17 protein-coding genes and 2 pseudogenes are annotated in these 21624 nt (G+C 70.7%); 9 read left to right on the top strand and 10 right to left on the bottom strand.

The window, feature by feature from the left end:
- Window positions 1–310: 310 nt before the first annotated feature.
- Both ACFU95_RS40775 and ACFU95_RS40770 read right to left on the bottom strand, forming a co-directional pair.
- The gene (locus tag ACFU95_RS40775) at window positions 311–2173 is read right to left on the bottom strand and encodes a DUF4192 domain-containing protein (RefSeq protein ID WP_383839430.1); all 1863 of its coding nucleotides are present in this window, start codon (window positions 2171–2173) and stop codon (window positions 311–313) included.
- Between the two features lie 198 nt (window positions 2174–2371).
- Window positions 2372–3286, bottom strand: coding sequence for a LysR family transcriptional regulator (locus tag ACFU95_RS40770; RefSeq protein ID WP_383839427.1), 915 nt, complete (start codon window positions 3284–3286; stop codon window positions 2372–2374).
- 92 nt (window positions 3287–3378) lie between these two features.
- Between ACFU95_RS40770 and ACFU95_RS40765 the strand changes: the two genes are divergently transcribed.
- From ACFU95_RS40765 to ACFU95_RS40750, 4 genes are all read left to right on the top strand, one after another.
- Window positions 3379–4038 carry an RraA family protein gene (locus ACFU95_RS40765; RefSeq protein WP_383839424.1) on the top strand — a complete coding sequence of 220 codons (660 nt, stop codon included), beginning with the start codon at window positions 3379–3381 and terminating at the stop codon, window positions 4036–4038.
- Window positions 4039–4109: 71 nt separating this feature from the next.
- The gene (locus ACFU95_RS40760; RefSeq protein ID WP_383839421.1) at window positions 4110–4766 is read left to right on the top strand and encodes an RraA family protein; all 657 of its coding nucleotides are present in this window, start codon (window positions 4110–4112) and stop codon (window positions 4764–4766) included.
- Complete coding sequence (locus tag ACFU95_RS40755; RefSeq protein WP_383839418.1) at window positions 4763–5359, top strand: RraA family protein; 597 nt, start codon at window positions 4763–4765, stop codon at window positions 5357–5359. Before ACFU95_RS40760 ends, ACFU95_RS40755 begins: the two co-directional genes overlap by 4 nt.
- An 11-nt stretch (window positions 5360–5370) precedes the next feature.
- Window positions 5371–6186, top strand: a complete 816-nt coding sequence (locus ACFU95_RS40750; RefSeq protein WP_383839415.1) for an alpha/beta fold hydrolase — start codon at window positions 5371–5373, stop codon at window positions 6184–6186.
- A gap of 176 nt (window positions 6187–6362) precedes the next feature.
- Here ACFU95_RS40750 and ACFU95_RS40745 read toward each other — a convergent pair whose 3' ends face one another.
- Complete coding sequence (locus ACFU95_RS40745) at window positions 6363–8522, bottom strand: RecQ family ATP-dependent DNA helicase (protein WP_383839412.1); 2160 nt, start codon at window positions 8520–8522, stop codon at window positions 6363–6365.
- A gap of 336 nt (window positions 8523–8858) precedes the next feature.
- Here ACFU95_RS40745 and ACFU95_RS40740 point away from each other — a divergent pair, with 336 nt between their 5' ends.
- Entirely contained in the window at window positions 8859–9494 is a 636-nt protein-coding gene (locus ACFU95_RS40740) for a hypothetical protein (RefSeq protein WP_383839409.1), read from the top strand.
- A 360-nt stretch (window positions 9495–9854) separates the two neighbouring features.
- Here ACFU95_RS40740 and ACFU95_RS40735 read toward each other — a convergent pair whose 3' ends face one another.
- The 3 genes from ACFU95_RS40735 to ACFU95_RS40725 all read right to left on the bottom strand — a co-directional run bounded on the left by ACFU95_RS40735 (window position 9855) and on the right by ACFU95_RS40725 (window position 11969).
- Complete coding sequence (locus ACFU95_RS40735; protein WP_383839406.1) at window positions 9855–10493, bottom strand: hypothetical protein; 639 nt, start codon at window positions 10491–10493, stop codon at window positions 9855–9857.
- Window positions 10494–10561: 68 nt separating this feature from the next.
- Entirely contained in the window at window positions 10562–11263 is a 702-nt protein-coding gene (locus tag ACFU95_RS40730) for a ribonuclease HII (RefSeq protein ID WP_383839403.1), read from the bottom strand.
- An 82-nt stretch (window positions 11264–11345) separates the two neighbouring features.
- A complete protein-coding gene (locus tag ACFU95_RS40725) occupies window positions 11346–11969 on the bottom strand; it encodes a TetR/AcrR family transcriptional regulator (protein WP_383839400.1) in 624 nt (207 codons plus the stop codon).
- 187 nt (window positions 11970–12156) lie between these two features.
- Here ACFU95_RS40725 and ACFU95_RS40720 point away from each other — a divergent pair.
- A pseudogene (locus ACFU95_RS40720) lies at window positions 12157–12312 on the top strand (MFS transporter); the annotation flags it as partial.
- 149 nt (window positions 12313–12461) lie between these two features.
- Here the strand turns inward: ACFU95_RS40720 and ACFU95_RS40715 are convergent.
- The 4 genes and pseudogenes from ACFU95_RS40715 to ACFU95_RS40700 all read right to left on the bottom strand — a co-directional run.
- A pseudogene (locus ACFU95_RS40715) lies at window positions 12462–14366 on the bottom strand (recombinase family protein); the annotation flags it as partial.
- Window positions 14367–14774: 408 nt separating this feature from the next.
- The gene (locus ACFU95_RS40710) at window positions 14775–16022 is read right to left on the bottom strand and encodes a DNA cytosine methyltransferase (protein WP_383839397.1); all 1248 of its coding nucleotides are present in this window, start codon (window positions 16020–16022) and stop codon (window positions 14775–14777) included.
- A complete protein-coding gene (locus tag ACFU95_RS40705; RefSeq protein WP_383839394.1) occupies window positions 16009–16971 on the bottom strand; it encodes a TRM11 family SAM-dependent methyltransferase in 963 nt (320 codons plus the stop codon). The genes ACFU95_RS40710 and ACFU95_RS40705 overlap by 14 nt, the downstream gene beginning before the upstream one ends.
- Window positions 16972–16994: 23 nt before the next feature.
- Entirely contained in the window at window positions 16995–17654 is a 660-nt protein-coding gene (locus tag ACFU95_RS40700) for a hypothetical protein (protein WP_383839391.1), read from the bottom strand.
- A 467-nt stretch (window positions 17655–18121) separates the two neighbouring features.
- Here ACFU95_RS40700 and ACFU95_RS40695 point away from each other — a divergent pair, with 467 nt between their 5' ends.
- From ACFU95_RS40695 to ACFU95_RS40685, 3 genes are all read left to right on the top strand, one after another.
- Entirely contained in the window at window positions 18122–18913 is a 792-nt protein-coding gene (locus tag ACFU95_RS40695) for a hypothetical protein (protein ID WP_383839388.1), read from the top strand.
- 352 nt (window positions 18914–19265) lie between these two features.
- On the top strand, window positions 19266–19646 hold the full coding sequence (locus ACFU95_RS40690; RefSeq protein ID WP_383839385.1) for a pilin: 381 nt from the start codon (window positions 19266–19268) through the stop codon (window positions 19644–19646).
- 365 nt (window positions 19647–20011) lie between these two features.
- A complete protein-coding gene (locus ACFU95_RS40685; protein WP_383839382.1) occupies window positions 20012–21622 on the top strand; it encodes a hypothetical protein in 1611 nt (536 codons plus the stop codon).
- The last annotated feature ends 2 nt before the right edge of the window (window positions 21623–21624 follow it).

Below are 21624 nucleotides of genomic sequence, written 5' to 3'. Positions count from 1 at the left end.
CTCTGTGCGCCACGGGCGTGTGCGGCGCCGGCTGGGGGACCCGGAGTGACAGGGGCGATGCGGCGGCACGGCCGGTTCAGGCGTTCCGCCACTCAGGTGAACGGGGAGGGATCCCTCCAGGTCACGCCCGGCACGGGGTAACCCGGTAGGAGGACCGGCCCTTTCACCGGAATCACCGGAATCACCGGGCGAGCCGAAGCGATCCATGGCATCGGCACCGCAACAGCCGCGACCTCCACGGCATCGGTCACCACACCGCCCGCCGCAGCTGCCACCCCGACCGCCTGGGGCGCTGCTTCGCCGCGATGACTCACGCATCCTTCTCTCCCCCGGGGCTGCCGGGACGCACCCCGTCCGGACGGGGCTCAATCCGACGGCCTGCAGCCTTCTTCGACGTACGCGATGCCGTCTCCTTCGAGCTGCCTTCCTTCGAGCTGCTCTCCTTCGAGCTGCTCGCCTTCAAGCTGCGCGGAACCGTGCCGCCCGGCCGCGAGGCATCAGGGTGCGTCCTCGCCGATGCACGGGGGCGCTGGACACTCGTCGCCCGCCCGCGCGTCCCCCGCTGTCGCCCGGTGCCGCTCACGGAGCGTGGGAGGTTGCCGACAGAACCCGCCCGGCGCCGAGACGCACGACGACCACCCATTTCGGACAGCGGCGCAGACTGCTCCACCGCCTCGCCCTGTACCGGCTTCGCCACCTCGCCCCGGACCGGCTGTTCCATCTCGCCCCGCACAAGCTCCTCAGCTTCGCCCTGTGCCGGCTCTGCAACCTCATCCCCTGCCGGTTCTTCCATTTCCTCCGGTTGGTCGAGCGGCCCCGCGCCCGCCCGCTCCCGTCCCTCACGTTCCGCACGTAGGCAGCGGCGGATCGACTCGGGGTCCAGACCTTCGTTGCAGGCTTGGTGCAGCAGGCGGGCGAAGAGGTAGTCGCGGTCCGCGCCGAGGGCCATGGCAAGGGCCTCTCGGGCTTCCAGGTCGTCGCCGGTGGACCAGGCGACCCAGCCGACGAGAGTGAGCGGTGCCGCCGCGTGCTCGCTGTACGGTCCGACACAGCGGCGGGCCAACGCTCGCCACAGCCGGAGGGCGGGACCGGCCTCGTCGCCCTCCATCCACTCGGCGGCGCGGTCCCGGGTCGAACGGTCCTGGAGACCGAGAATGAGCCTCGCGGCTTCGTCGTGTCCGAGCAGTTCGTCGTCCCGGAGATCAGCCGTGAGCGCCCCGGGCAGGAGCGGGGCCGCGGCGAACCGGCACCTGAGCCGCTCGGCCAGTTCCAGCGTCTGCTCCGCCACGCCCGCGCGTGAGGCGTCGTCGAGGATCCTGGGCACCAGCGCCATGCCGACCTTGTCCAGAGCGGCCTCCTGCTCCAGAGCGGCAGCGGTCTCCAGTGGTTGCAGCCTGGCCCGCAGCTCGCGCAAGGTGCCGCGCACCTGAACTCCGGCGTACGTGGCCGCGGCGGCCAGCACGGACGTACCGGGCAGGCCCATCGGGCGCCCCTCGGACGGACAGCACTCGGCTCGGTCGCAGCAGTACGACCAGAAGCGGCCGTCCGAGATGCACAGGGCCTCGATCACCGGAACGTCCAGGCCGCCGCACGCGACACGCATCTTCTGAGCGAGCGGACGCAGCCGTTCCATGACCTGTCGGCCCGTCTCGCCCTCGGTCGGTTCCTGGCAGAGGAAGGCGACCATCTGCTCCGGCCGGACTCCCCTGCGCTCGCTGCCCCTCACCAGTCCGTGGGCCAACTGCCGGGCCGCGGAGTCCCAGTCGTCCCTGCTCGCGGGAATGCCGAGCCGGGCCCGGCCGCCGAACCGTCCGCGGCCGGCCCTGTCGTGCAGGGCGACCAGCACGATGCTGTCCTCGGGGCGGTACCCGAGGAGATAGGGCAGGGCGTCGGCCAGTTCGGCCGGGGTGCGCAGGGTGACCTGGTGCTCGGGCAGGTGCGCTTCGTGGGTGCTGCAGTCGAGTCGCTCCACGTGCCCTGTGCGTCCCGCATGTCCCGTGCGTCCTGTGTGTCCCGCGCGACCCGTGTGCCCGTGGTCCTCGTCGGGCCGGACCTGCGCGTGGTGCATCTCAGGCGTGTCGTTCGCGTCGGTCGCACCAGCAGCCCGGTGGTGCTCACCGCCCGTGTTGTCGTCGCTCTCAGGAGACCCCGTTGCTTCGCTGTGATTCGTCATGGGCAGACGATCTCCCGGATCCCGGCACTCCGCTTTGCCCTGTGGATAAGTCCGACCAGGGACACGACAACCCGGGCATGTCCCCGACGCCGCGCCTGAGCCACGACCCGAGGCCAGGTCGTAGGCCGGTTTCGAGGTCAGGGCAGAGGCGGATCCGAAGTCAAGGCTGAGGCCGGTTTCGAAGCCCCGACGCGGCCGTCACTTGAGCTGTGCGGCGCCGATCGACTCCCCCGACGCGATGCGCAGAAACTCCTTCACCAACGGTTCCTGGGCGTTGGCCCGGGTGACGAGGGACAGTTCGACGATGTCGGCGGGGTCGGTGAGCCGGCGGTACGCGACCGGCCGCTGGAAGGTACGCGCGGCGGTTGCGTTCGGGACCAGCGTGACGCCGAAACCACAGGCGACCATGGCCAGTTGCGTCAGGATCGAGTTGGCGAGATGGCGTGCGTCGGGGGTGAAGCCCGCCCGGCGGCAGGTCGCCATGAGCTGGTCGTGGTAGTCCGGTGAGGCCTCGCGCCGCAGCCAGACCCAGGGCTCGTCGGCGAAGAGGGAGAGATCGACGGCCACGGTGCTGCGCTCGGCTGCCCGAGGGTGCCGCTCCGGTAGGGCGATCACGAACTGGTCGTGGCGCCACGGCCGCACGCGCAGACCGCGGACCGGTGCGCTGGGTCGGATGACGGCGATGTCGAGGTCGTGCCTGGTCACCAGGTCCTGCCCCGTAGGCGTGTCCACCTCCATGACCTGGAGTTCGACCCGCGGGCGGGCCTGCCGGAAGTCGGCGATCGTGCCCAGCAGGGGCTCACTCAGCGCCGACGTCACCACACCCACGCGCAGTGTGCCCACCAGTCCCGCCTCGGTCTGAGCGGCGACTTCCTGCGCGTGCTGGGCTGCTGCCAAGAGCTTGCGGCACTCCTTCACGAACACCCGGCCGGTCTCGGTGAGAGCGACCTTCCGTCCGCCGCGGTCGAAGAGTCGTGCCCCCAGCTGCCGTTCCAACTGCTGGATCGCCTGGCTCAGCGGCGGCTGCGACATGGCGAGCCGTTCGGCGGCGCGGCCGAAGTGCAGCGTCTCCGCCACCGCCAGGAAGTAACGGGCCTGCCGGACCTCGATCATCAGTGTCCTCCGCCCGATGAGTCGTTCTGCATATCGCTGGGAGATGAAGTCAGACCTTCAGTGTATGGATCTCGCTTGTTTCACTGAGAGGCATGACAGCTGAAGCAGCCCTGTTGACGCAGTTCACCGCCTTGGACACGGCCGCCCTGTCCGATGCGCTCAACGCTTGCGGGCTCCCTCCGGGCGAGGGCGGGCTGCGTCCCATGTGGGGCCGTCCGAAGGTTGCCGGGTTCGCGCGGACCGTGGAGCTCGGGCCCCTCACCGGTGAGCACGGCGGTGCGCACATCCTCACGAGCGCGATCGCCGAGGCCGGGGTGACGGACGTCATCGTGGTCGCCAACGGCGGTCGTACGGATGTCTCGTCCTGGGGCGGCATCGTCAGCGTCGGGGCCTCGGTGCGTGGGGTCCGGGGTGTGGTCGCCGACGGCGCCTGCCGGGACGTCGGCCAGGCCCGGGGGCTCGGCTTCCCGGTCTACGCGCGGGCCCAGGTACCGGTGACCGCGCGCGGTCGGCTGCGGCAGAAGTCGTCCGGCGAGCCGGTCGTCATCGGTGGCGTGACCGTCGAGCCGGGCGACGTCGTGATGGCCGACGAGGGCGGAGTGGTGTTCGTCCCCCGCGCGCGGACCGTCGACGTGCTCAAGGCCGCGCAGCTCATCGCCGACCGGGAGGCGGCCATCGAAGCCGAGGTCCGCGCCGGTGTCCCCCTGCCCGACGCGATGCGCGATGCCCGCCTGGCCGGAACGGAGAGGTAAGCGGAGAAATGAGCGGAGAGATGAGCAGAGAGATGAGCAGAGAGATGAAACGGAAAAGTGACGGAGAAGTGATGAGTGACCTGATCACCCGCCTTCGCGCCTTGCCCACCGCAGCCGTCTCCGACGCCCTGGACCGGATCGGCGTCGAGGGCGCGCTGCACGGCCTGTCCCCGCTGTCGAACGACTTCCGCGCCGTAGGGCCGGCCTTCACCGTGCGCTACGCATCCGTCGACGAGGCCGGCGCCGGCACAGTCGGCGACTTCCTCGACGACGTGCCTCCGAGCGCGGTCGTCGTCATCGACAACGACGGCCGTACCGACGTCACCGTCTGGGGCGGCATCATGACCGAGGTCGCGGCGGCCCGCGGCATCGCCGGCACCGTGATCAACGGTGTCTGCCGCGATGTTTCGGCGTCCCTGGCCCACAACTACCCGCTGTTCAGCCGCGGCCGCTTCATGCGTACCGGCAAGGACCGGGTGCGACTCGTCGCCGTGGACGAACCAGTGACGGTGAACGGCATCGAGGTCCGCCCGGGCACCCTGATCTGCGCCGACGCCGACGGAGTCGTCGCGGTCCCCGCCGTCGAGGCGAACCGGATCACCGACATCGCCGAGCGCATCGAGCGGTTCGAGTCGGACATCGTCGCCGCCGCCCGGGCCGGAAGCACCCTGCGCGCGGCGCGCGAGAAACATGGCTACCACCAGCTCCAGACGAGGAGTACAGCATGACCGACGCGGCCCGCGGACACAGCACAGCCACCCTGTACGAGGCGTCCTTGGCGACAGCGCGCGCCTGCGACCCCGGTCTGCGCGCCGCCTGGCCGGGCGCACGCGTGGCCGGTCCGGCGTTCACCGTCCAGGGCATCGGCGGCGACAACCTCGCACTGCACGGCGCGGTCGCCACAGCCCCCGCGGGGAGTGTCCTCGTGGTCGACCTCCAGGGCGCCCAGCACGGGCACTGGGGCGAGATCCTCGCCGTGGCCGCACGGCATCGGGGCATCCTCGGGCTGGTCGTGGACGGCGGCGTACGGGACACGGCCGAACAGGCGGAACTCGGCTTTCCGGTCTTCGCCCGCCACATCACAGTCGTCGGCACCGGCAAGGAGCATCCCGGCCGGTTCCATGCCCCGGTCCGGGTCGGCGGAGTGGTCGTACGACCGGGAGACCTCGTCGTCGGAGACGCGGACGGCGTGGTCGTCGTACCGGCCGAGTCGGTGACGAAGACCCTGGACCGGTCCGACGACCGGGTCGCGGCCGAGCAGCGCGCGCTCAAGGCCATCCGCAGCGGTATGACGACCGTCGAGTACTACCGCCTGGCGTGAAGGAGAAACCCGTGCCCCCAGGCAGTGACTTCGCTGACGAGCAGCTCACTCTCCGCGTGGACGACGTGCCCCTGCGGATCGCCGCTGTCCGCCGGGACGGTGAGCGCGCTCCGGTCGTCTTCCTCCACGGCTTCGGCTCGACGAAGGAGGACTACGTCGACTTCGTCCACCGGCCCGAGTTCGCAGGGCGCCCGTTCCTGGCCTATGACGCGCCGGGATGCGGCGGTTCGGAAGGCGACGATGCGGCGAGGATCTCGGTCCCGTTCCTGGTCAGGACCGCCCAGGCGGTGCTGCGGCGGTCGGGGATCGAGCGCTTCCACGTCGTCGGCCACTCCCTGGGCGGCCTGACCGCACTCCTCTTGGCCCATCAGGAGCCGCACCGGGTCCTGAGCTTCGTCGACATCGAGGGCAACCTCACGTCCGAGGACTGTTTCCTGAGCCGCCAGATCGTCACGCATCCTGCGGACGACGACAAGCGCTTCGTCGACGGGCTGGTCGAGCGCGCACACCGTTCCAGCGAGTACGCGAGTGCCCTGTACGCGGCGTCGCTGCGGCACAAGGTGCGCCCGCGCGCGGTGCGCGGGATCTTCGAGTCGATGGTCGACCTGTCCGACCACGGCGACCTGCTGACGAAGTTCCTCGCGCTGCCCTTCCCCCGCATGTTCATGTACGGCGAGCAGAACGCGTCCTTGCCCTACTTGCCGGAACTGGCGGCGAACGGCGTCGAGTTGGCACAGGTCCCGCACAGCGGGCACTGGCCGATGTACTCCAACCCCGCGTGGATGTGGGCCCGGATCGCCGCGTTCCATGCACACACCGACTGCTGAGCGAGCCCTCTCTCAGGCACTCCATGCTGGAGCGACCCCCCGGCCGGAAACCGTGTCCCTGTGGCCCTCACCGCCCGGGACGGCCCCAATGAGGGCATCACCCTGCTCACCGCCTCGCTGGACCGGCCGCGCGGCGAGCGGGGGCACCGGCTCTCCCATGGCACCTCCCTGGAAGCTCAGCCTGCCGCGGCGAGGACCAGGGGCAGCACCTGCTCGCTGCCTGCCCGGCGGAGCAGGCGGGCGGCGACGGCGAGGGTCCAGCCCGAGTCGGTGTAGTCGTCCACGAGCAGGACCGGTCCTGGGGAACTCGCCAGGGCAGCGGCCAACTCCTCGGAGACGGTGAACGCGCCGGACAGTGATCGCAGGCGTTGGGCGGAGTTGCTGCGCCGTGCCGCGTGTGCGCCGCTCGGCCCGGTGTAGGTCAGGGTGCCCAGGCAGGGCAGGCGGCCGATCGTCGCGATGCCCTGGGCGAGAGAGCCGACCAGTTGCGGGCGGGCCAAAGACGGCACGGCGACGATGCCCACCGGGCGGGCGGAGGCGTCCGGGACGTTCGGCGCCCAGCCGCCCGGCGAGCGCGCCCAGTCGGCGAGCACCGCGACCGCGGCCTGGAGGACGTCGTCGGGGACCGGACCATCGGGCGCGTTCTCGGCCAGCAGGGGGCGCAGGCGGTTGCCCCACCCGATGTCCGAGAGCCGTCCCAGGGCACGCCCGGTGGAGCACTGTTCCTTCGCCGGGATACGTCCCTTGAGGTCGATGCCCAGTGCGGGCATCCCTGTCGGCCACATCCGGCGCGGTTCGACCTCCACCCCGGGGCGGTCCAGCTCCTTCGCCGCCCCTGTCAGAGCGTCGGCCGAGACGGACGAAGCGATCCAGGTTCCGGCGCAGGTGTCGCAGCGGCCGCACGGGGCGGCGCCCTCGTCGTCCAGCTGCCGCCGCAGGAACTCCATCCGGCACCCGGGCGTGCTCACGTACTCCCGCATGGCCTGCTGCTCGGCGGTTCGCTGGCGCGCCACCCACGCGTACCGCTCCGCGTCGTAGATCCACTGCTCCCCGGTGGAGATCCAGCCGCCCTTGACCCGCTTGACCGCCCCATCCACGTCGAGAACCTTGAGCATGGTCTCCAGACGGGTACGCCGAAGATCCACCACCGCCTCCAGAGCCGGCACGGACAGCGGTCGTCCCGCGTCGGCCAGGGCCGAGAGGGTCTGCCGGACCTGCGCCTCGGGCGGGAAGGCCGTGTCGGCGAAGTAGCGCCAGATGGCCTCGTCCTCCTTGCCGGGCAGCAGCAGCACATCCGCGTGCTCGACGCCGCGACCGGCACGGCCGACCTGCTGGTAGTACGCGATCGGCGAGGACGGCGAGCCGAGGTGCACCACGAAGCCCAGGTCCGGCTTGTCGAACCCCATGCCCAGCGCCGATGTCGCGACCAGCGCCTTGACCCGGTTCGCCAGCAGGTCGGCCTCGGCCTGCACCCGGTCCGCGTTCTCCGTACGCCCCGTGTACGAGGCCACGTGGAAGCCGCGCTGCCGTAGAAAGGCGGTGGCCTCCTCGGCCGCGGCCACCGTCAGCGTGTAGATGATCCCGGAGCCCTGGAGCTCGTCCAGGTGCTCGGCCAGCCAGGCCAGACGGTGTGCGGCGTCCGGCAGCTGGACCACCCCCAGCCGCAGGCTCTCCCGCTCCAGCGAGCCGCGCAGCACCAGGGCCTCACCGGCGCCGGTCCCCAGCTGCTCGGCCACGTCCGCCGTCACGCGCGCGTTGGCGGTCGCCGTGGTCGCCAGCACCGGAACGCCGGGGGCGAGCGCGGCGAGCATCGCCCGGAGCCGACGGTAGTCGGGCCGGAAGTCATGGCCCCAGTCGGAGATGCAGTGCGCCTCGTCGACCACCAGAAGGCCGGTCGTGGCCGCGAGCTTGGGGAGCAACTGCTCGCGGAAATCCACGGAATTGAGGCGCTCCGGGCTCACGAGGAGAACGTCGGTCTCACCGCGCTCGACCTCCTCGTAGATCGTGTCCCACTCCTCGGGATTGGCCGAGTTGATGGTCCGCGCCTGGATGCCGGCCCGTGCCGCCGACTCGACCTGGTTGCGCATCAGCGCCAGCAGCGGGGAGACGATCACCGTCGGGCCGGCGCCACGTCGCCGCAGCAGGGCGGTGGCGACGAAGTACACCGCCGACTTGCCCCAGCCGGTGCGCTGCACCACCAGAGCACGTCGACGGTCCTCCACCAGAGCCGCCACGGCCTGCCACTGGTCCTCCCGCAGCCGCGCCGAGCCCTCCTGGGCACCGACCAGCTCAGCGAGGATGGCATCGGCTTCGGCGCGGAGCTCCAGAGTGTTCATGCCTCCATGCAACCCGATGCCACTGACAATCGGCCACCTCACCCGGCGCGACCGGTGCTCATGAGCCGTCGGTGAGCGCGGTGAGCAGCCACGACCTGATGGTGAAGGGGCGCCCCATGCGTCGCACAGTCACGCACTGGGTAGGGATATAACCCGCGCACCGTCAGATAACGGTCGGTGGCCCCAATTGCTCGTTGCCGCATCCAGGTTCGGCAGGAAGAATTGAAGTCCGCTCCCCGCACGGCTCGTCCGTGGTCCGGTAGGGCTCTGCTGCGGTGTGCGCTCCCCCGATTCCGACCTCGCCCGCAGTGTGGGCGCGTAGCCGAAGGGAGGACCGTGACCTTCGGATTCGCTCCGTCCTCCGCGGCATCCATGTCGACGTCAGCCGACCTGCCCGCCGCATCCGCCAACCCCCTGGCCCGCATGCTCGAACCCGCGGAGTGGGCCGCCGCGGGCATCCCTCTGCTGCGCAACCCCCGCGAGGTCGTCAGCGGTCTGCACTCCCGGCACCGCCCCGGGCCGGCCACGGCGATCGTGGCCGTTCTCGACCCGGACGAGCGGCTGCGGGCGAGCGCCTCGTTCACTCGCCGCCCGGCCCCTGCCGACGGCTGGATGTTCCGTAACGCGCTGCTCGCCCAGCTGCGCCGCGTCATCCCGCACGACCTGCGGCGCCGCACCCCGGTGCGCACCGCGGTGCTGCTCTACTGCCGTGACGGGGACGCCCGTTGGACGGAGGAGGACGGCGCGTGGATGTGGGGCCTGCGTGACGCCTGCACCCTGCACGGCCTGCGCTGCGGTGCGTACATCACGCTGACGCGTGACGGCTGGCAGGTACTCGGCGAGGGCCGCGGCGGCCGCCGTCCCAGCACCGACTCGGCACCCGAGCCCTTCGCGACGTCCGAGTCACCGCTCCCGATGCCCCGCACCGGCGGCGCGGCCTCGGAGGTCCTACGGCGCGCGGCGGCTCGCTGAGGACGCTGGGACCGGAGTTCTCGGCCGAGGGACACGGTCGCGCGGCACGGCGGGCGCGATACGGCGCCCGAGGCCCGCGACCCTGGATGCCCCGAGCTGGGCGACCGGAGTCACCGGCACGCCGCGGGGCACCCGCTCTACGAGGTCCGTCCAGCGCGCTCCGCGAACCCGGTCCGCGGCTGGACGGCCCACGACGACTGTCCGTCGGCATGGACTCATGTGCGGACCCGACGGGCCGACGCACGGCGAGCTGCCCGCTCGTCGGCGCACGCCGAAGACCTCACCGTGCAGACGCCGCCGCGGCGGCGTCCTGTCCCCCGGGGGTCCTGTGGGGTGTCCCCCGGACGAACCGGAACCGACTCAGACGCCCGCGCCCAGTACCGAGTTGATCCGCTGCGGGTCACCGCAGACGATCAGCAGGGCACCGGCCCGGCCGAGGGCCAGGGGCAGGGCGTCGACGGCACCGGTGTCAGGACCGCCGTTGACGGCCACTACGACAACGGGGCGCACCGCGGCACGACCCGCGACCGCCGCATCGGCGTAGAAGACGTCGTCACCCGCGTCGTGCTGCCCCCAGTAGGAGGCTTCGCCGAAGGACAGCTCGTGGGCGGCCCACGGGTGCTGCTCTCCGGTGGTGATCACCAGCACGTCGCCGGGCGCACGGCCCGAATCCAGGAGCAGGTCGACGGCTTCCTCGGCGGCGTCGAGCGCGCCTTCGGGTGAGGCCGGGATCAGCTGGATCTGCGGGGTCGCCGCAGCCGGAGCGGAGGCGGGGGCAGCCGGACCCGACGGTCCGGGCTTGGCCACGGCCACGTCACGCGGCGCACGTTGCACCGGCGGCGCGGGCCGCGGGGGCCCGGGTCGGCCAGGACGCGACGGAGCCGCGGGGCGGGGGCCGGGTACGGGGCGAGGGGTCGGCGCGGTACGGCCGCTGGCCGGCGTGGCGCGGGGACCCTGGGCACTCTCGTGAATCTGAGGCTCCTCGGGAATGAGAGGCATGAGCTGATATTTATCAAACGCTGGTACGGCTCGCGTCGGCGGGTGGCACACAAGTGCGAGCGGAATCGTCAGAAATCGAAGCCGAGCTGCCCCTCGATCTCCGGAACGCTTCCTTCCACCCAGCTGCGGACCTTCTTGAGGTGCCGCCACTGGGGCAGCGCATCAAGATACGCCCACGACAACCGGTGGTACGGGGTGGGTCCCCGATCCGCCAGTGCGGCCTTGTGCACGGGCGACGGATACCCGGCGTTGTCCGCAAAAGCGAAGTCTGCATGGTCGATACCCAGTTCGGCCATCATTTTGTCGCGCTGCACCTTGGCGATCACCGAGGCCGCCGCGACCGCCACGCACGAACGGTCACCCTTGATCACGGTACGGACCCTCCAGGGGTCCCCGAGATAGTCGTGCTTCCCGTCGAGAATCACGGCGTCGGGACGGACCGGCAGGGCCTCCAGGGCGCGACCCGCGGCGAGCCGCAGCGAGGCCGTCATCCCCAGGTCGTCGATCTCCTCCGGAGAGGCGTGCCCTAGGGCGTACGACGTGACCCACGTCCGCAGCTGGACGGCAAGCTCGGTACGCCGCTTGACGGTGAGCAGTTTGGAGTCGGTGAGCCCTTCAGGGGGCCGACGCAGTCCGGTGATCGCCGCGCAGACGGTGACGGGGCCGGCCCACGCGCCGCGCCCCACCTCGTCGACGCCGGCAATGATCTTCGCTCCGGTCGTGGCTCGAAGGGAGCGCTCGACGGTGTGAGTAGGCGGTTCGTACGGCATGGCGCCCTTAGCGTACGCCGCCCGGCGCGGGCTTCGACACCCTGGTTCACCGAAGCGACCTCCAGGCCCGCGCAGCGGTGCTTCAGCCGCTCGCCGGACGGAGCAGGGGAAGCATCAACTGTTCGATCATCTCCTCAAGATCCTGATCGCTCCATTCGCTCGAGCACATCTTTGATCGGTACATCATCATCGCTGGAATGGCGTCGAAGACATAGCCGTTCGCCGCATCAGGCCGCACCTCTCCCCGCTCGATGCCACGGGTGATCACCTCACGGAGCAGCCCTATCGTCGGCTCCACGACCCCTTCGAAGATCACATTGTGAAACCGCTCGGCCTGACTGGTGTCACATTCGTGAATCACTGACCGCAACGCGAAACCAGGGCGAGAGAACATCGCCTCCCGCGCCTGCCGACACAGCTCGAGCAGATCTTCGCGGACACTCCCCAGATCGGGTGCGGACTCGAATTGCGGCAGTCCGGCGCGCAACGCATCGGCGACGAGGTCTTCCTTCGACGGCCAGCGCCGATAGACCGCGGCCTTCCCGGTCTGGGCGCCGGCGGCGACACCCTCCATCGTGAGGCCGTTCCATCCGACGGTACTGAGCTGTTCCAGCGCGGCGTCGAGGATCGCGCGTTCGAGCACGGCGCCACGCCGGCGGAGAGAGGCCGTCTGGGCGGGGGCGGCCGTCCAGCGCGAGGTAACCATCTGAGCGTCTCCAACGAACAAGGGGAGCGGGGATTCCGGGGACTGGGGAGCATCGCACGGCCACTACAGGGGGACGGGCCGCACGACGACAATGTAAGTGAACGCTTGCGTTCACTACTGGGGACTCACTACGGTTGTCGCGGCAGTGAACGCGAGCGTTCACTAAGGCATTTGTGGGGGACCCATAGTGACAACCTCTCAGTTGATCAAGGATCAGAAACCAGGTGCGGCACGCAGGGAGGGGCATCCCGGCATCGCGCTCACCGTCATCGCGGCCTGCCAACTCATGGTGGTACTCGACGCGACCGTTCCATCGCGTGTTTCACCGTCCCTGTCATCCTCATCGTCACCGTCATCGTCCGTGTGAAACAAGCGGGGGTCGACCACGCCCTCGACCAGCATGTCAGGCAGCGGCGGCTCTTTCGATGGTTCGGGCACCGGAACGGCCGGAATCGCCAGAAACCCCGACAGGGTCTGCACCACGCGCTCCCAGGTGCCGTCCGCGTTCCAGCGGGTCCAGCGGCCCATGAGGGACTTGCCCACTCCGTGTTCCAGACGGGAAGCGGCCTCGTTCCACGTCTTCGCCGTCCGCGCTTTCCACAGAATCGCTTCGATGGCGTCGCGGGCGGGAAGATCGGTGGACTTCCCCGATCCTCTGCCGGTCTTCGTGACAAGCGGACGGATCGCCGCCCACGCCGCATCGGGGACCTCGACCGGAATGAGCAGGCCGCGCTCTTTGAACCAGGCGCCCACAGCACAGCCCGCGCGGCCCTTGCGTACCGGGACAGGGCCCTGAATTGTGACCTTGAGATCGATGAGATCGATGACATCTGCCCGTTCCGCGTCATTCATGAACGGCATCTGGGCACGGGCCCGTTCGGCAAGGGCATAGAGGTCCCTCGCCCGGCGCTCGGCGGCTTCGTTCTGGCGCTGCCATGCGATGGCCTCCTCTCGGAGTTTGCGTAGTTGACCGAGTTCGGCATTCATGGGGCCGGTGGCCTGGGTCACCATCTGGGTCGCGGCGTCCTGATCCAGCCCTTGCTGCGCGGCCTGGATTGCTGTGGCGGACATCACCGTGGCGATCGCCCTCTCCTGGACAGCGATCTGGGCATCGAGTTCCTCGATACGGTCAGCGTGCCCGCTTCGGGCGCCGAGCGTGACATCAGCCCATTCCTGAGCCAGATCGATCAACGCGTCCGGGTCCTTGAGGAGTTTGCTGATGCGCTGCCACACATGCTGCTCGATCCGCTCCGCGTCGATCTGACTGCAGCCGCACACCGGGCCTCCCGCGTGACGGGGCTGCCTGCCCGAGCAGATGTACTTGCGCCTTCCTGTGATGGTCTGGATCTGTCCGACGTAGTGGGCGCCGCATCGGCTCACGATCCGCTTGGACAGCGGATAGGCGCGCGAGCGCTCACGCGCTGCCCGCTGCGTGCCGATCCGGCCCGCCGCTTCTTTCAACTCACGGACTTCTTCTTCCGTGAAAACCTCGTCCAGTTTGATGACGACCGTGGCTCCGAAGACGGGGTTGCCGTCCCTGTCGAGCTTGGTGCCGCGCCCGGATCGCGCGTCCTTGGAATGCGGGTCCCTGAAAACCTGCACTCCTTCGAGTACCGCGCGGGACATCACGCGCGCCCGGAGATTCTCCCTGGACCAGGGGACTCCCGAGCGTGTCAGCAGCCCTTCCGAGTTCAGGACGACCGCGGCCTCAGTCCAGTTCTTGTCCTCGTGCACCAGGAGGTAGCGGGCACGCCGCAAAGTGATCGCTTCGCCCTGGGGAGCGCTGTCCTCCTCGTACACGTCCAGTACCAGCCGGCTCTCACCCTTCTTTCCTTGATCCTCAATCCGCCAGCCGAAGGGCACCGTCCCGCCGGTGTAGCCGCCCTCTTCCGCCTTCTCCTGAAGGCCTCCCTGGGTGCGGTCCCGGATCTTCTCGCGCTCGTCCTCCGCATAGTCGGCGCCCTTACGCATCTTCGAACGGCCTGCCGGCGTGGTGTTGTCGTAGTCGTCCTTCACGACGGCCACGAAGACACCGAGGTCTTCCAGCTCCCACACCCACGGCCAGAACGCCCGTCCTCGGCGGCCGATGGCCCTCTCTTCGTAGACCACGACCACGTCGAACGGGCGGGGTTCGGTGCGGGCGTCCCTCATCAGGCGGCTGAGGTCCTTCCGCTTGTGCGCCTCCAGACTCCCGCTGAAGCCTTCATCGGCGTAGGTGCCAGCGTGCGACCAGCCCTTCGCCTCGATGTATTTGGCCGTCTTCTTGCCGGTATAGGTAATGCCGTAGCCCTTGGCCTGGTCCTCGGTGGACACCCGCAGGTAGTCCACGGCTCGCAGCGGTGGAGCGGAGGACTCGCGGGATGCGATTCCGGCACGGTCCGTGACAAGGTGCGTCATCTTCGTCCCAGTTACTCAGGAAGAGTGGGATCCCGGTGCCCTGCGCCGCAGCCGGGATCCCGCACGGACGGGCAGCGTAGCTCTGCTCTCGTAAGAGCGCCCAAGCCTCTGACCAGGCCAATTGCCGCTCTTCAAGCCCCTATTCGCCGTCCTCCCGCAAGGCGTTGCCAAACAGGAGCCGCGCGAAGCGGAGGCGCTCGGTGCGGCTCCAAGGAGTCACGGCCCACCGCGCTGTGATGCGTCCTGCCTCCACGGTCGGCGTGTGGCTGCCCAAGCCGGACTCCAACTGCTCGGCCGAGGCGGTGGTCGAATCCAGGTGGTGATCTGTCGAAGCGGCGGGGTGCTCTGGATCGGCGCGCGGGCCACGGTCCTTGTTCTGCCACGGGTCTGGGGTCCGGCTCGGCCCCATCAGCGTCCACCGCCCGGGGTGACGTCAGCGCCCGAAAGCGCGCCGCAGCCCGGGCGTGGCGGCAGGAGTATGTCCAGGGCGTGAGCAGCTTGCGCGGGGACGACGGCGTTACCAAGCAGGCGGAGCAGCGTGGCCCGCGACAAGCCGGGCACGGCCGTGATGTAGCCGTTGAGGCCCATCATCCACTCGACGAATTCGGCGGAGAGGCGTCGTGTTCTAGGCTGAGTTGGAGAGGGTGCGGGGTGTGCGGTGATGTGCTCCCAGCGGCGGATGGCGGGCAAGTAGGCGCCCCACCATTGGGCAGGCGAGTGACAGCTGTTCGGAGGTTCAGGCCGCCTTGGCGTTTCGGGGTTGTCCCCGCTCCGCCTTTCCCGTCGGATGAGGTCGGGGTGGGCAGCAGCAAGTCCGTCCTGTCCTCCGCCGCAGCGTTGGTTGATGCACTGCGAGCGGCGAGCGTCGCCGCGGTGGAGGCAAGGGTGAGGCTGCCGTCGCCGTGGCACTGGTTCGGTGAGCCCTTGGCACCGTCGCTGGCTGTCGGGGTGGGCAGCAGGTGTTCGACCTCGTCGGCCAGGGTGGGGCCGTGGCCTGCGGCCCTGCGCTTGGCAGGGTGCTGAGAGCCGCCGTTGGTGCCCAGGTTCGAGGTCGGGGTCTTCAGCGGAGAGGCGTCTTGCGGGCCAGGCGGTGAGGAAGGCGTGATCGCGGCGGTGTGGGGCTCCGATGTCAGAGGCGCGTACGCACGTCCAGTTCGCGTCGTACCCGAGGTCGGCCAGGTCTGCGAGTAGCACGCCAAGTGCCCGCATCCGGGGTTGATCGGGTCGGTCTCCCAGACACCTCGGGCAGGGTTCCACGTGGCGAAGGGCGTGGGTTCCGGCTCGGGTGGAGAGCAGGCCGCGGACATTCTCGATCACCACCAGGCAGGGGCTGAGGACGCGGATGGCGTCGGCGATGTGGTGCCACAGGCCGGAGCGGGTGCCGGGGGTGAGCCCGGTGCGAGGGCCGGCGACGGAGAGGCCCTGGCAGGGGAATCCGGCCGTGAGGACGCATACAGGCCGCGTCTGCGACCAGTCGGTGGTGCGGACGTCGCCCAAGTTTGGGGTGTGGGGCCAGTGCCGGGCGAGGACCCGGGCCGCGTGGGGGTCGGTCTCGGCGTGCCAGGCGATGCGGCCTCCGAGCGCGGCCTGGACGCCGAGGTCCAGGCCGCCCACGCCGGAGCACAGCGAGCCGATCAGCAGATCAGCGGTGGCCATGGGGGCGCCCGGTGGTGCAGGTGCGTGAGCGGAGGGTGCAGGCCGCGTGTGGTGTGCGCGCGGCTCCTGTCGCGCACCGGGAAGAGGCTGTTCCGCAGTCCGGACGGTTTTGCGGTCGGGTGAAGACCAGTACGTCTTCGTGCTGGACGACCGAGAGGGGGATGCCCTGGCGGCGGGCGTCGCGGACGTTCTTCATCTGGAAGAACGAGGGACGGGAGATGAGCTGGCCGTCGCGGATGCCGGCGAGGAGGGCGACGCAGCGTTCGGTGGGGATTAGGCCGGCGGCTCGTCCGGCGGCCAGGACGGCGGAGGGCAGGTCGATGAGTTCGCCGCGTTCGCGCCAGGGGCGGGTGGTGACGACGGCGGTGCCGCCGGGCCGCAGCATGAGGCGGCACTGGGCGAGGATCCCGGTGAAGGCTTCCAGGAGCCGGTCGGTGGAGACGTGGGCGAGGTTGGCGGGGTCGTGGCTGTAGCGGAAGTCCTTCTTGACCACGCCGCGTTCGCCGGTCTCCCGGCTGGAGCGGACCTGGCCGTGGACGCTCGGGCCGTACGGGGGTGAGGTGACGACGAGGTCCACCTCACCATGCAGGGCGGCGGGGATGAGTTGGGTGAGGCGGCGGGCGTCGCCGCAGTGCACGGCGCCTGTGCCGGTGCCGCCTTCGTGGGTGGCGGAGGTGGCGTTGAGGCGGGCGAGGTTGGCCCACTTCGGTTCGTACTCGACGCCCAGGGCGCTGCGGCCGAGGTGGATGGCCTCGACGAGGGTGGTGCCGATGCCGCACATCGGGTCGAGGACCAGATCGCCGGGGCGGGTGTAGGTGGAGATGGCGTGGGCGGCGATCCGCGGGAGCATCTTGGCCGGGTGGGCGGTCGAGCCGGACAGGTAGCGGCCCTTGCGCTGGGCCGGGGCGGAGGTGGGAGCGGTGTTCCACACCGAGAGGGGGACGGGCACGGCGATATCTCCTTGGCCTTGGCCTACGCGTGGCGGATCGCGGACAGGGCGATCAGGTCGCAGTGCGCGACGCCACGGCAGGCGTCCGCGGGGAGGGTGGGTACGAGGCGGTCGCCGACCGGGTGGCCGTAGACGACCACGATGTGCTGGAGGTAGCGGAAGCCGGCGGTGCGGGCTCCCGCGATGAGCGTGCCGAGCGGGTCGGTGAGGCGTCCGGCCTGTCGGCGCTGGCGGGTGGCCAGCAAGAGAATGCCTTCGTCGGGGAGGAGCCGGTGGGCGCGGTGGAAGAAGCCGGGCCAGCCGTCCTCCAGTGCGCCGGGCATCTCGATTCCGCCGGTCGGTAGGTCGTCGGTGGGGGCGGGGAGGGTGTCGGGGTGGAGTTCGGCGAGGAGGATGGACGGCCTGTCCGTCGCCTCCTTGTTGTCGGCCGGGGTGGTGAAGGGGGTGGTCGGGATCCGGGTGTCCATGCCGAGTGCCGTGTCGCGGATGGCGATTTTGAGCAGCGGGGCGGGCCGGTGGCCGGGGCGTCCGACGAAGTCGGTGCGGATCTTGTCGATGGCCCAGGCGGGCAGGACTGCGCCGGGGATGGGAGCGGCGTTGGGTTCGTCCGGGCCGGGGAACCAGGTGGTCGTCGGCAGCGGCTGGGACGTACGAGAGCGGGCGCTTGCCGTGGAGTGCGTCATGGGCTGAGTGGCGCCGGGGGGCGAGGGCGGGCCGTGCCCGTGCTGACGTGAAGTGATAGGGACGCGGCGGCTGATCTTTGCCATCGACTTGTAGGTGTTCGATCTCCTCGGCGGCCGCTTCCCGCGCATCGAGCGTCTCTGGTCTTTCCCTACCGCGCATCGCGTTTGCACAGGTTGTTCCCCATACGAGCCAGTCGCGTGCCACGTGCGAGCCACCGCCGGGCCACCGCGGGCAGCCGCATCACGAGGTTGAGGACAAAGCCGGAGATTTTCTGTGTTCGATTCCCATTGCTCCGTCCGGGGTGGCACACGAGGCCATGGAGGGCGGGCCAGGTTCGGGCCATCGCACATGCCGGGCCATTCGGCGATGAGTGGCGCGGCGCTGGCCTGCGGGGGGGGCGGCGGTGGCACGAGGGCCTGGGAGGGGTGGCGGCGGAAGTTGTCCACGCCGTCACGGGAGATGCGCCATGCACCACCGTCACCAAGCCCACCGTCCCGCCGCCGCCCACCCGCACAGCGCCGCACGCTCCCCGCTCGGGGAGTTGGAGCAGGCGTTCCTCACCCTCGCCCACGGCGTGGAACCGCTCACGTTTCCCGCGCACCTGGTGTGCGACGCCCCGGACCGCGCCATGTGGCCGGTCGACCGGGTGCGCACTCAGCTCGCCCACCCGTCCACCCGCGCCGAACTGCGCGAACAGACCTGGCGTGAGGTCGTCCGGCGCGCCCGCGAGTTGGGCGAGCCGTGGGACGTGGTCGCCGTGGCCATGACCGTGCCGGTGCTGCGCCGGATGCTCGCCCGGCTGGCCCGCCCGACTCACTTGGAGCGCGCCGAGGTCGAGCAGGAGGCCCTGGCCGCCGTCGCCACGGCAATGCGCACGGTGGACCCGGGGGCGGAGCAGCTGGATAGGGAGCTGTTCAGCGCGGCGGACCGGGCCGTGCACCGGCTGGTGTACGCCGCGCGCCGCCGTGCGAGCCGCGAAGCCGGTCAGGCGGCAGAGCACCTCGACCGCCTGTGCTCCCTGCCGCAGCCGGATCACGGTGAGCCGGTGGACGAGTTCACCGTGCTTGCCCGGGCCGTGCAGGCGCGGGTCGTGGACGTGGCCGAGGCGCGGCTGATCGCCCGTACCCGACTCGGCGGTGAGTCCATGAGCTGCCTGGCGGCCGAGCGTGGGGTGAGTGTGCGTCAGCTTTACCGGCACCGCAGCGCTGCGGAGCAGCACCTGGCTGCCCATCTGCGACACCTGCTGCGGGAGCAGTAGAACGCCCGGCTGGGGGACTTTCGGTGGCGGGATGTCAATTCCCGCCACCGGCATCTCTATTCACTGTGACAGCGGCCCGGTCCGGCTCCGGAGCAGGCCGCGCGTCCTGGTCCGGGGCAGCGGCCGATGCCCCGAACCGGGACACCGCAAAGTGCGGGGTGAGCACGACCGTCTCGTGCTGACACCCGAGAAACCCCTCCCGCCGCAACACCTCAAGGAGGTAGGCCCCGGTCCGAGGGATTTCGTGCTCACCCCGCCACCGCACGACACCTACGCGACACGACTCGTCCCGTGTGGCTCCCCCTCTTGTCCCTGTGGTGCCCTGCCGTGCTCCGTTGGAGGTGCGTCCGCCGTGTTCGCAAGACCCCGCCGGCCACGGCGGCCGTCGGACTTCCGGGCGGGCCGCTGGGTGGTCCGACTCGGCTTCACCGCCGCCTGCACCGTCTTGGCCCTGCTGGCTGACACACCGTACGTGTGGGCGGTGGCCGACATCCCGACCGTCATCACGAATCTGCGGAACTGGATTGTCGGCATCCTCGCCGGACTCGGCACGCTGTTTCTCACCCTCGGCGGGCTGCGCTACCTGATGGCCGGGGGCGATCCCGGGGAAGTCGAGGCCGCCAAGCGGGCACTGAAGGCTGCATCCATCGGCTACAGTCTGGCGATCCTTGCCCCGGTGATCATGACCGTGCTGCAGGGCATCGTCGGCGTCGAGGGCGGAGGCGGGCAGTGATCCGCGTCAGGCGTCTCGTCTGCGCCTTGCCTCTGCTGCTCACGCTGCTTGTCCTCGCCCTGACCTCACTGACCGCCCCGACGGCCTCCGCACACACCACGCATACGCCAGCCCATGCGCCGACGGCCCCGGACCCGCCGGAACCGCAACCCGCACCCGGTCCCGCCGTCCCTTCCCCGGCTCCCGGAGCGGAGCCTCGGCCGGATCCCGCACCCGGCCCGACCCCCTCCCCTGGCCGCCCCGCGCCCGAGCCGGAACGGCCCTCAACACCGGAGCCGGCGCCGGGGCCTACGCCTCCGGCGTGCGAGGCCGCGGGGTTCGAGTGCGACAAGGGCACCGCGTGGGGTTTCCTTGACATCCCCGGCATGATCGTGAACGCGATCACCTCGTTTCTCGGCCTGCTGATCGAGCAGATCATGAAGCCGGTCCGCGAGTTCCTCGCCGACACCCTGCTGGCCACGCCCGACGTCACCAAGCACGCCGACATCAAGCGGCTGTGGACCGCGATGCTGGGGATCACCGCCGGGATCTACGTACTGTTCGTGACCGCGGGCGGCATCACGGTCATGGGCTACGAGACCGTCCAGACCCGCTACGCCCTCCAGCAGATCGCCCCGCGTCTCCTGCTCGGATTCATCGCCGCGGCCACCTCGCTGACCGTGATGGGCAAGGCGATCAGCCTGTCCAATGGCCTCGCTCACGCGATCATGGCCATCGACATGTCGGACGCCGGGCAGGGCATGGTCGAACGAGTCCTGCCCTTCGCCCTGTTCGGCGCCGCCGGCCTGAAGCTGTACCTCCTTCTTCTGGCGATCATGATGATCGCGCTGGTGCTCGCGGTACTGATCGGCTTCCTCGTGCGTGTCGCGGTGATGGCGCTGCTGGCCGTGGCCGCGCCCCTGATGCTGGCGTGTCACGCCCACCCGCTCACCGACCCCGTAGCCCGGCTGTGGTGGCGCGGTCTGGCCGGATGCCTGGTCATCCAAGTCGCCCAGTCGATGACCTTCGTCCTGGCGCTGAAGCTCTTCTTCGCCCCCGGCGCCACCACCCTGGGGATCCCCCACTCCGACCAGCTGGGCACGATGCTCGCCGGAGTGGCCCTGTTCTGGGTGCTGTTCAAGATTCCCGGCTGGACCCTCCAGGTCGTTCTGCGCGGTACCCCTGTGCACAACCCGCACGCGCCCGCTGGGGTGCGGATCCTCAAGCACCTCGCCCTGTACCGCCTGATGGACCACTACCTGCCCGGCGTGCGTCTGCCGCGCCACCGCCCCGGCGGAGGTGGAGGTGGAGGAGGCGCCAGGTTCCGGCCGGGCCGCGGTGGACCAGGCGGGTCCGGAGCCGGCCGACCAGGACCGGGCCGTGGCGGTGGACGCCCACCCGCGCCCGGGCCGGGGCGTGGCAGCGGTCCCGGCCGGGGTGTACGGGGGTGGGGCCGAGCGCTGCTGGCCCGCGGACGCGGGGCCCTGGCCCGTCCCGGTGGCCGCCCAGGGCCAGCCGGCCGACCTGCCCCCGGTGCTCCGGCCGCATCAGGCGGGCACCGCGCGGGTACCGGCGGCGCGCATCCGACGCCCGCTACGGCCAGCACTCGCGGCGCCGCTCCGAGAGCGCGTGCCGGCCGGGCTCCCCGACGCCCCGGCCCGGCCGCCGCTCCCCTCGCCCGTACACCGGGAGGTCCCCGCGCTGTGACCCACCCCACCCAGGCACAACGGCATCGGCAACTCGCCCTGCCCATCACCGCCCAGCGAGCACCGGCCCGGCCCGGCCGGCCCACCCAGTTGTGGCTGCCGATCCGCGCCGAGCGCGCCGCCGCAGAACCCCCGGCCGCCCAAACCCTGCCCGCCACACCGCCTCTGCCCCGCCCTGCCCCCGCACCCCGCGCACGCCAGCTGGCCCTGCCCATCCCCGCACGCCGGGTCCGGACCCGCCCACCGCGCCCCATGCAACTACGGCTCCCCCTCGAACCACCCAGGAGGTAGAT

The sequence above is a fragment of the Streptomyces sp. NPDC057623 genome (assembly GCF_042800355.1).
Classification (GTDB): Bacteria; Actinomycetota; Actinomycetes; order Streptomycetales; family Streptomycetaceae; genus Streptomyces.
This window is presented reverse-complemented; position numbering and strand designations above follow the sequence as displayed.

Bases quoted from the DNA above. Each gene is read 5' to 3' on its own strand.
- ACFU95_RS40775 (WP_383839430.1), bottom strand. From the start codon at position 2,173: ATGACGAATCACAGCGAAGCAACGGGGTCTCCTGAGAGCGACGACAAC.
- ACFU95_RS40770 (WP_383839427.1), bottom strand. From the start codon at position 3,286: ATGATCGAGGTCCGGCAGGCCCGTTACTTCCTGGCGGTGGCGGAGACG.
- ACFU95_RS40765 (WP_383839424.1), top strand. From the start codon at position 3,379: ATGACAGCTGAAGCAGCCCTGTTGACGCAGTTCACCGCCTTGGACACG.
- ACFU95_RS40760 (WP_383839421.1), top strand. From the start codon at position 4,110: ATGAGTGACCTGATCACCCGCCTTCGCGCCTTGCCCACCGCAGCCGTC.
- ACFU95_RS40755 (WP_383839418.1), top strand. From the start codon at position 4,763: ATGACCGACGCGGCCCGCGGACACAGCACAGCCACCCTGTACGAGGCG.
- ACFU95_RS40745 (WP_383839412.1), bottom strand. From the start codon at position 8,522: ATGAACACTCTGGAGCTCCGCGCCGAAGCCGATGCCATCCTCGCTGAG.
- ACFU95_RS40735 (WP_383839406.1), bottom strand. From the start codon at position 10,493: ATGCCTCTCATTCCCGAGGAGCCTCAGATTCACGAGAGTGCCCAGGGT.
- ACFU95_RS40730 (WP_383839403.1), bottom strand. From the start codon at position 11,263: ATGCCGTACGAACCGCCTACTCACACCGTCGAGCGCTCCCTTCGAGCC.
- ACFU95_RS40725 (WP_383839400.1), bottom strand. From the start codon at position 11,969: ATGGTTACCTCGCGCTGGACGGCCGCCCCCGCCCAGACGGCCTCTCTC.
- ACFU95_RS40710 (WP_383839397.1), bottom strand. From the start codon at position 16,022: ATGGCCACCGCTGATCTGCTGATCGGCTCGCTGTGCTCCGGCGTGGGC.
- ACFU95_RS40700 (WP_383839391.1), bottom strand. From the start codon at position 17,654: ATGACGCACTCCACGGCAAGCGCCCGCTCTCGTACGTCCCAGCCGCTG.
- ACFU95_RS40695 (WP_383839388.1), top strand. From the start codon at position 18,122: ATGCACCACCGTCACCAAGCCCACCGTCCCGCCGCCGCCCACCCGCAC.
- ACFU95_RS40685 (WP_383839382.1), top strand. From the start codon at position 20,012: ATGATCGTGAACGCGATCACCTCGTTTCTCGGCCTGCTGATCGAGCAG.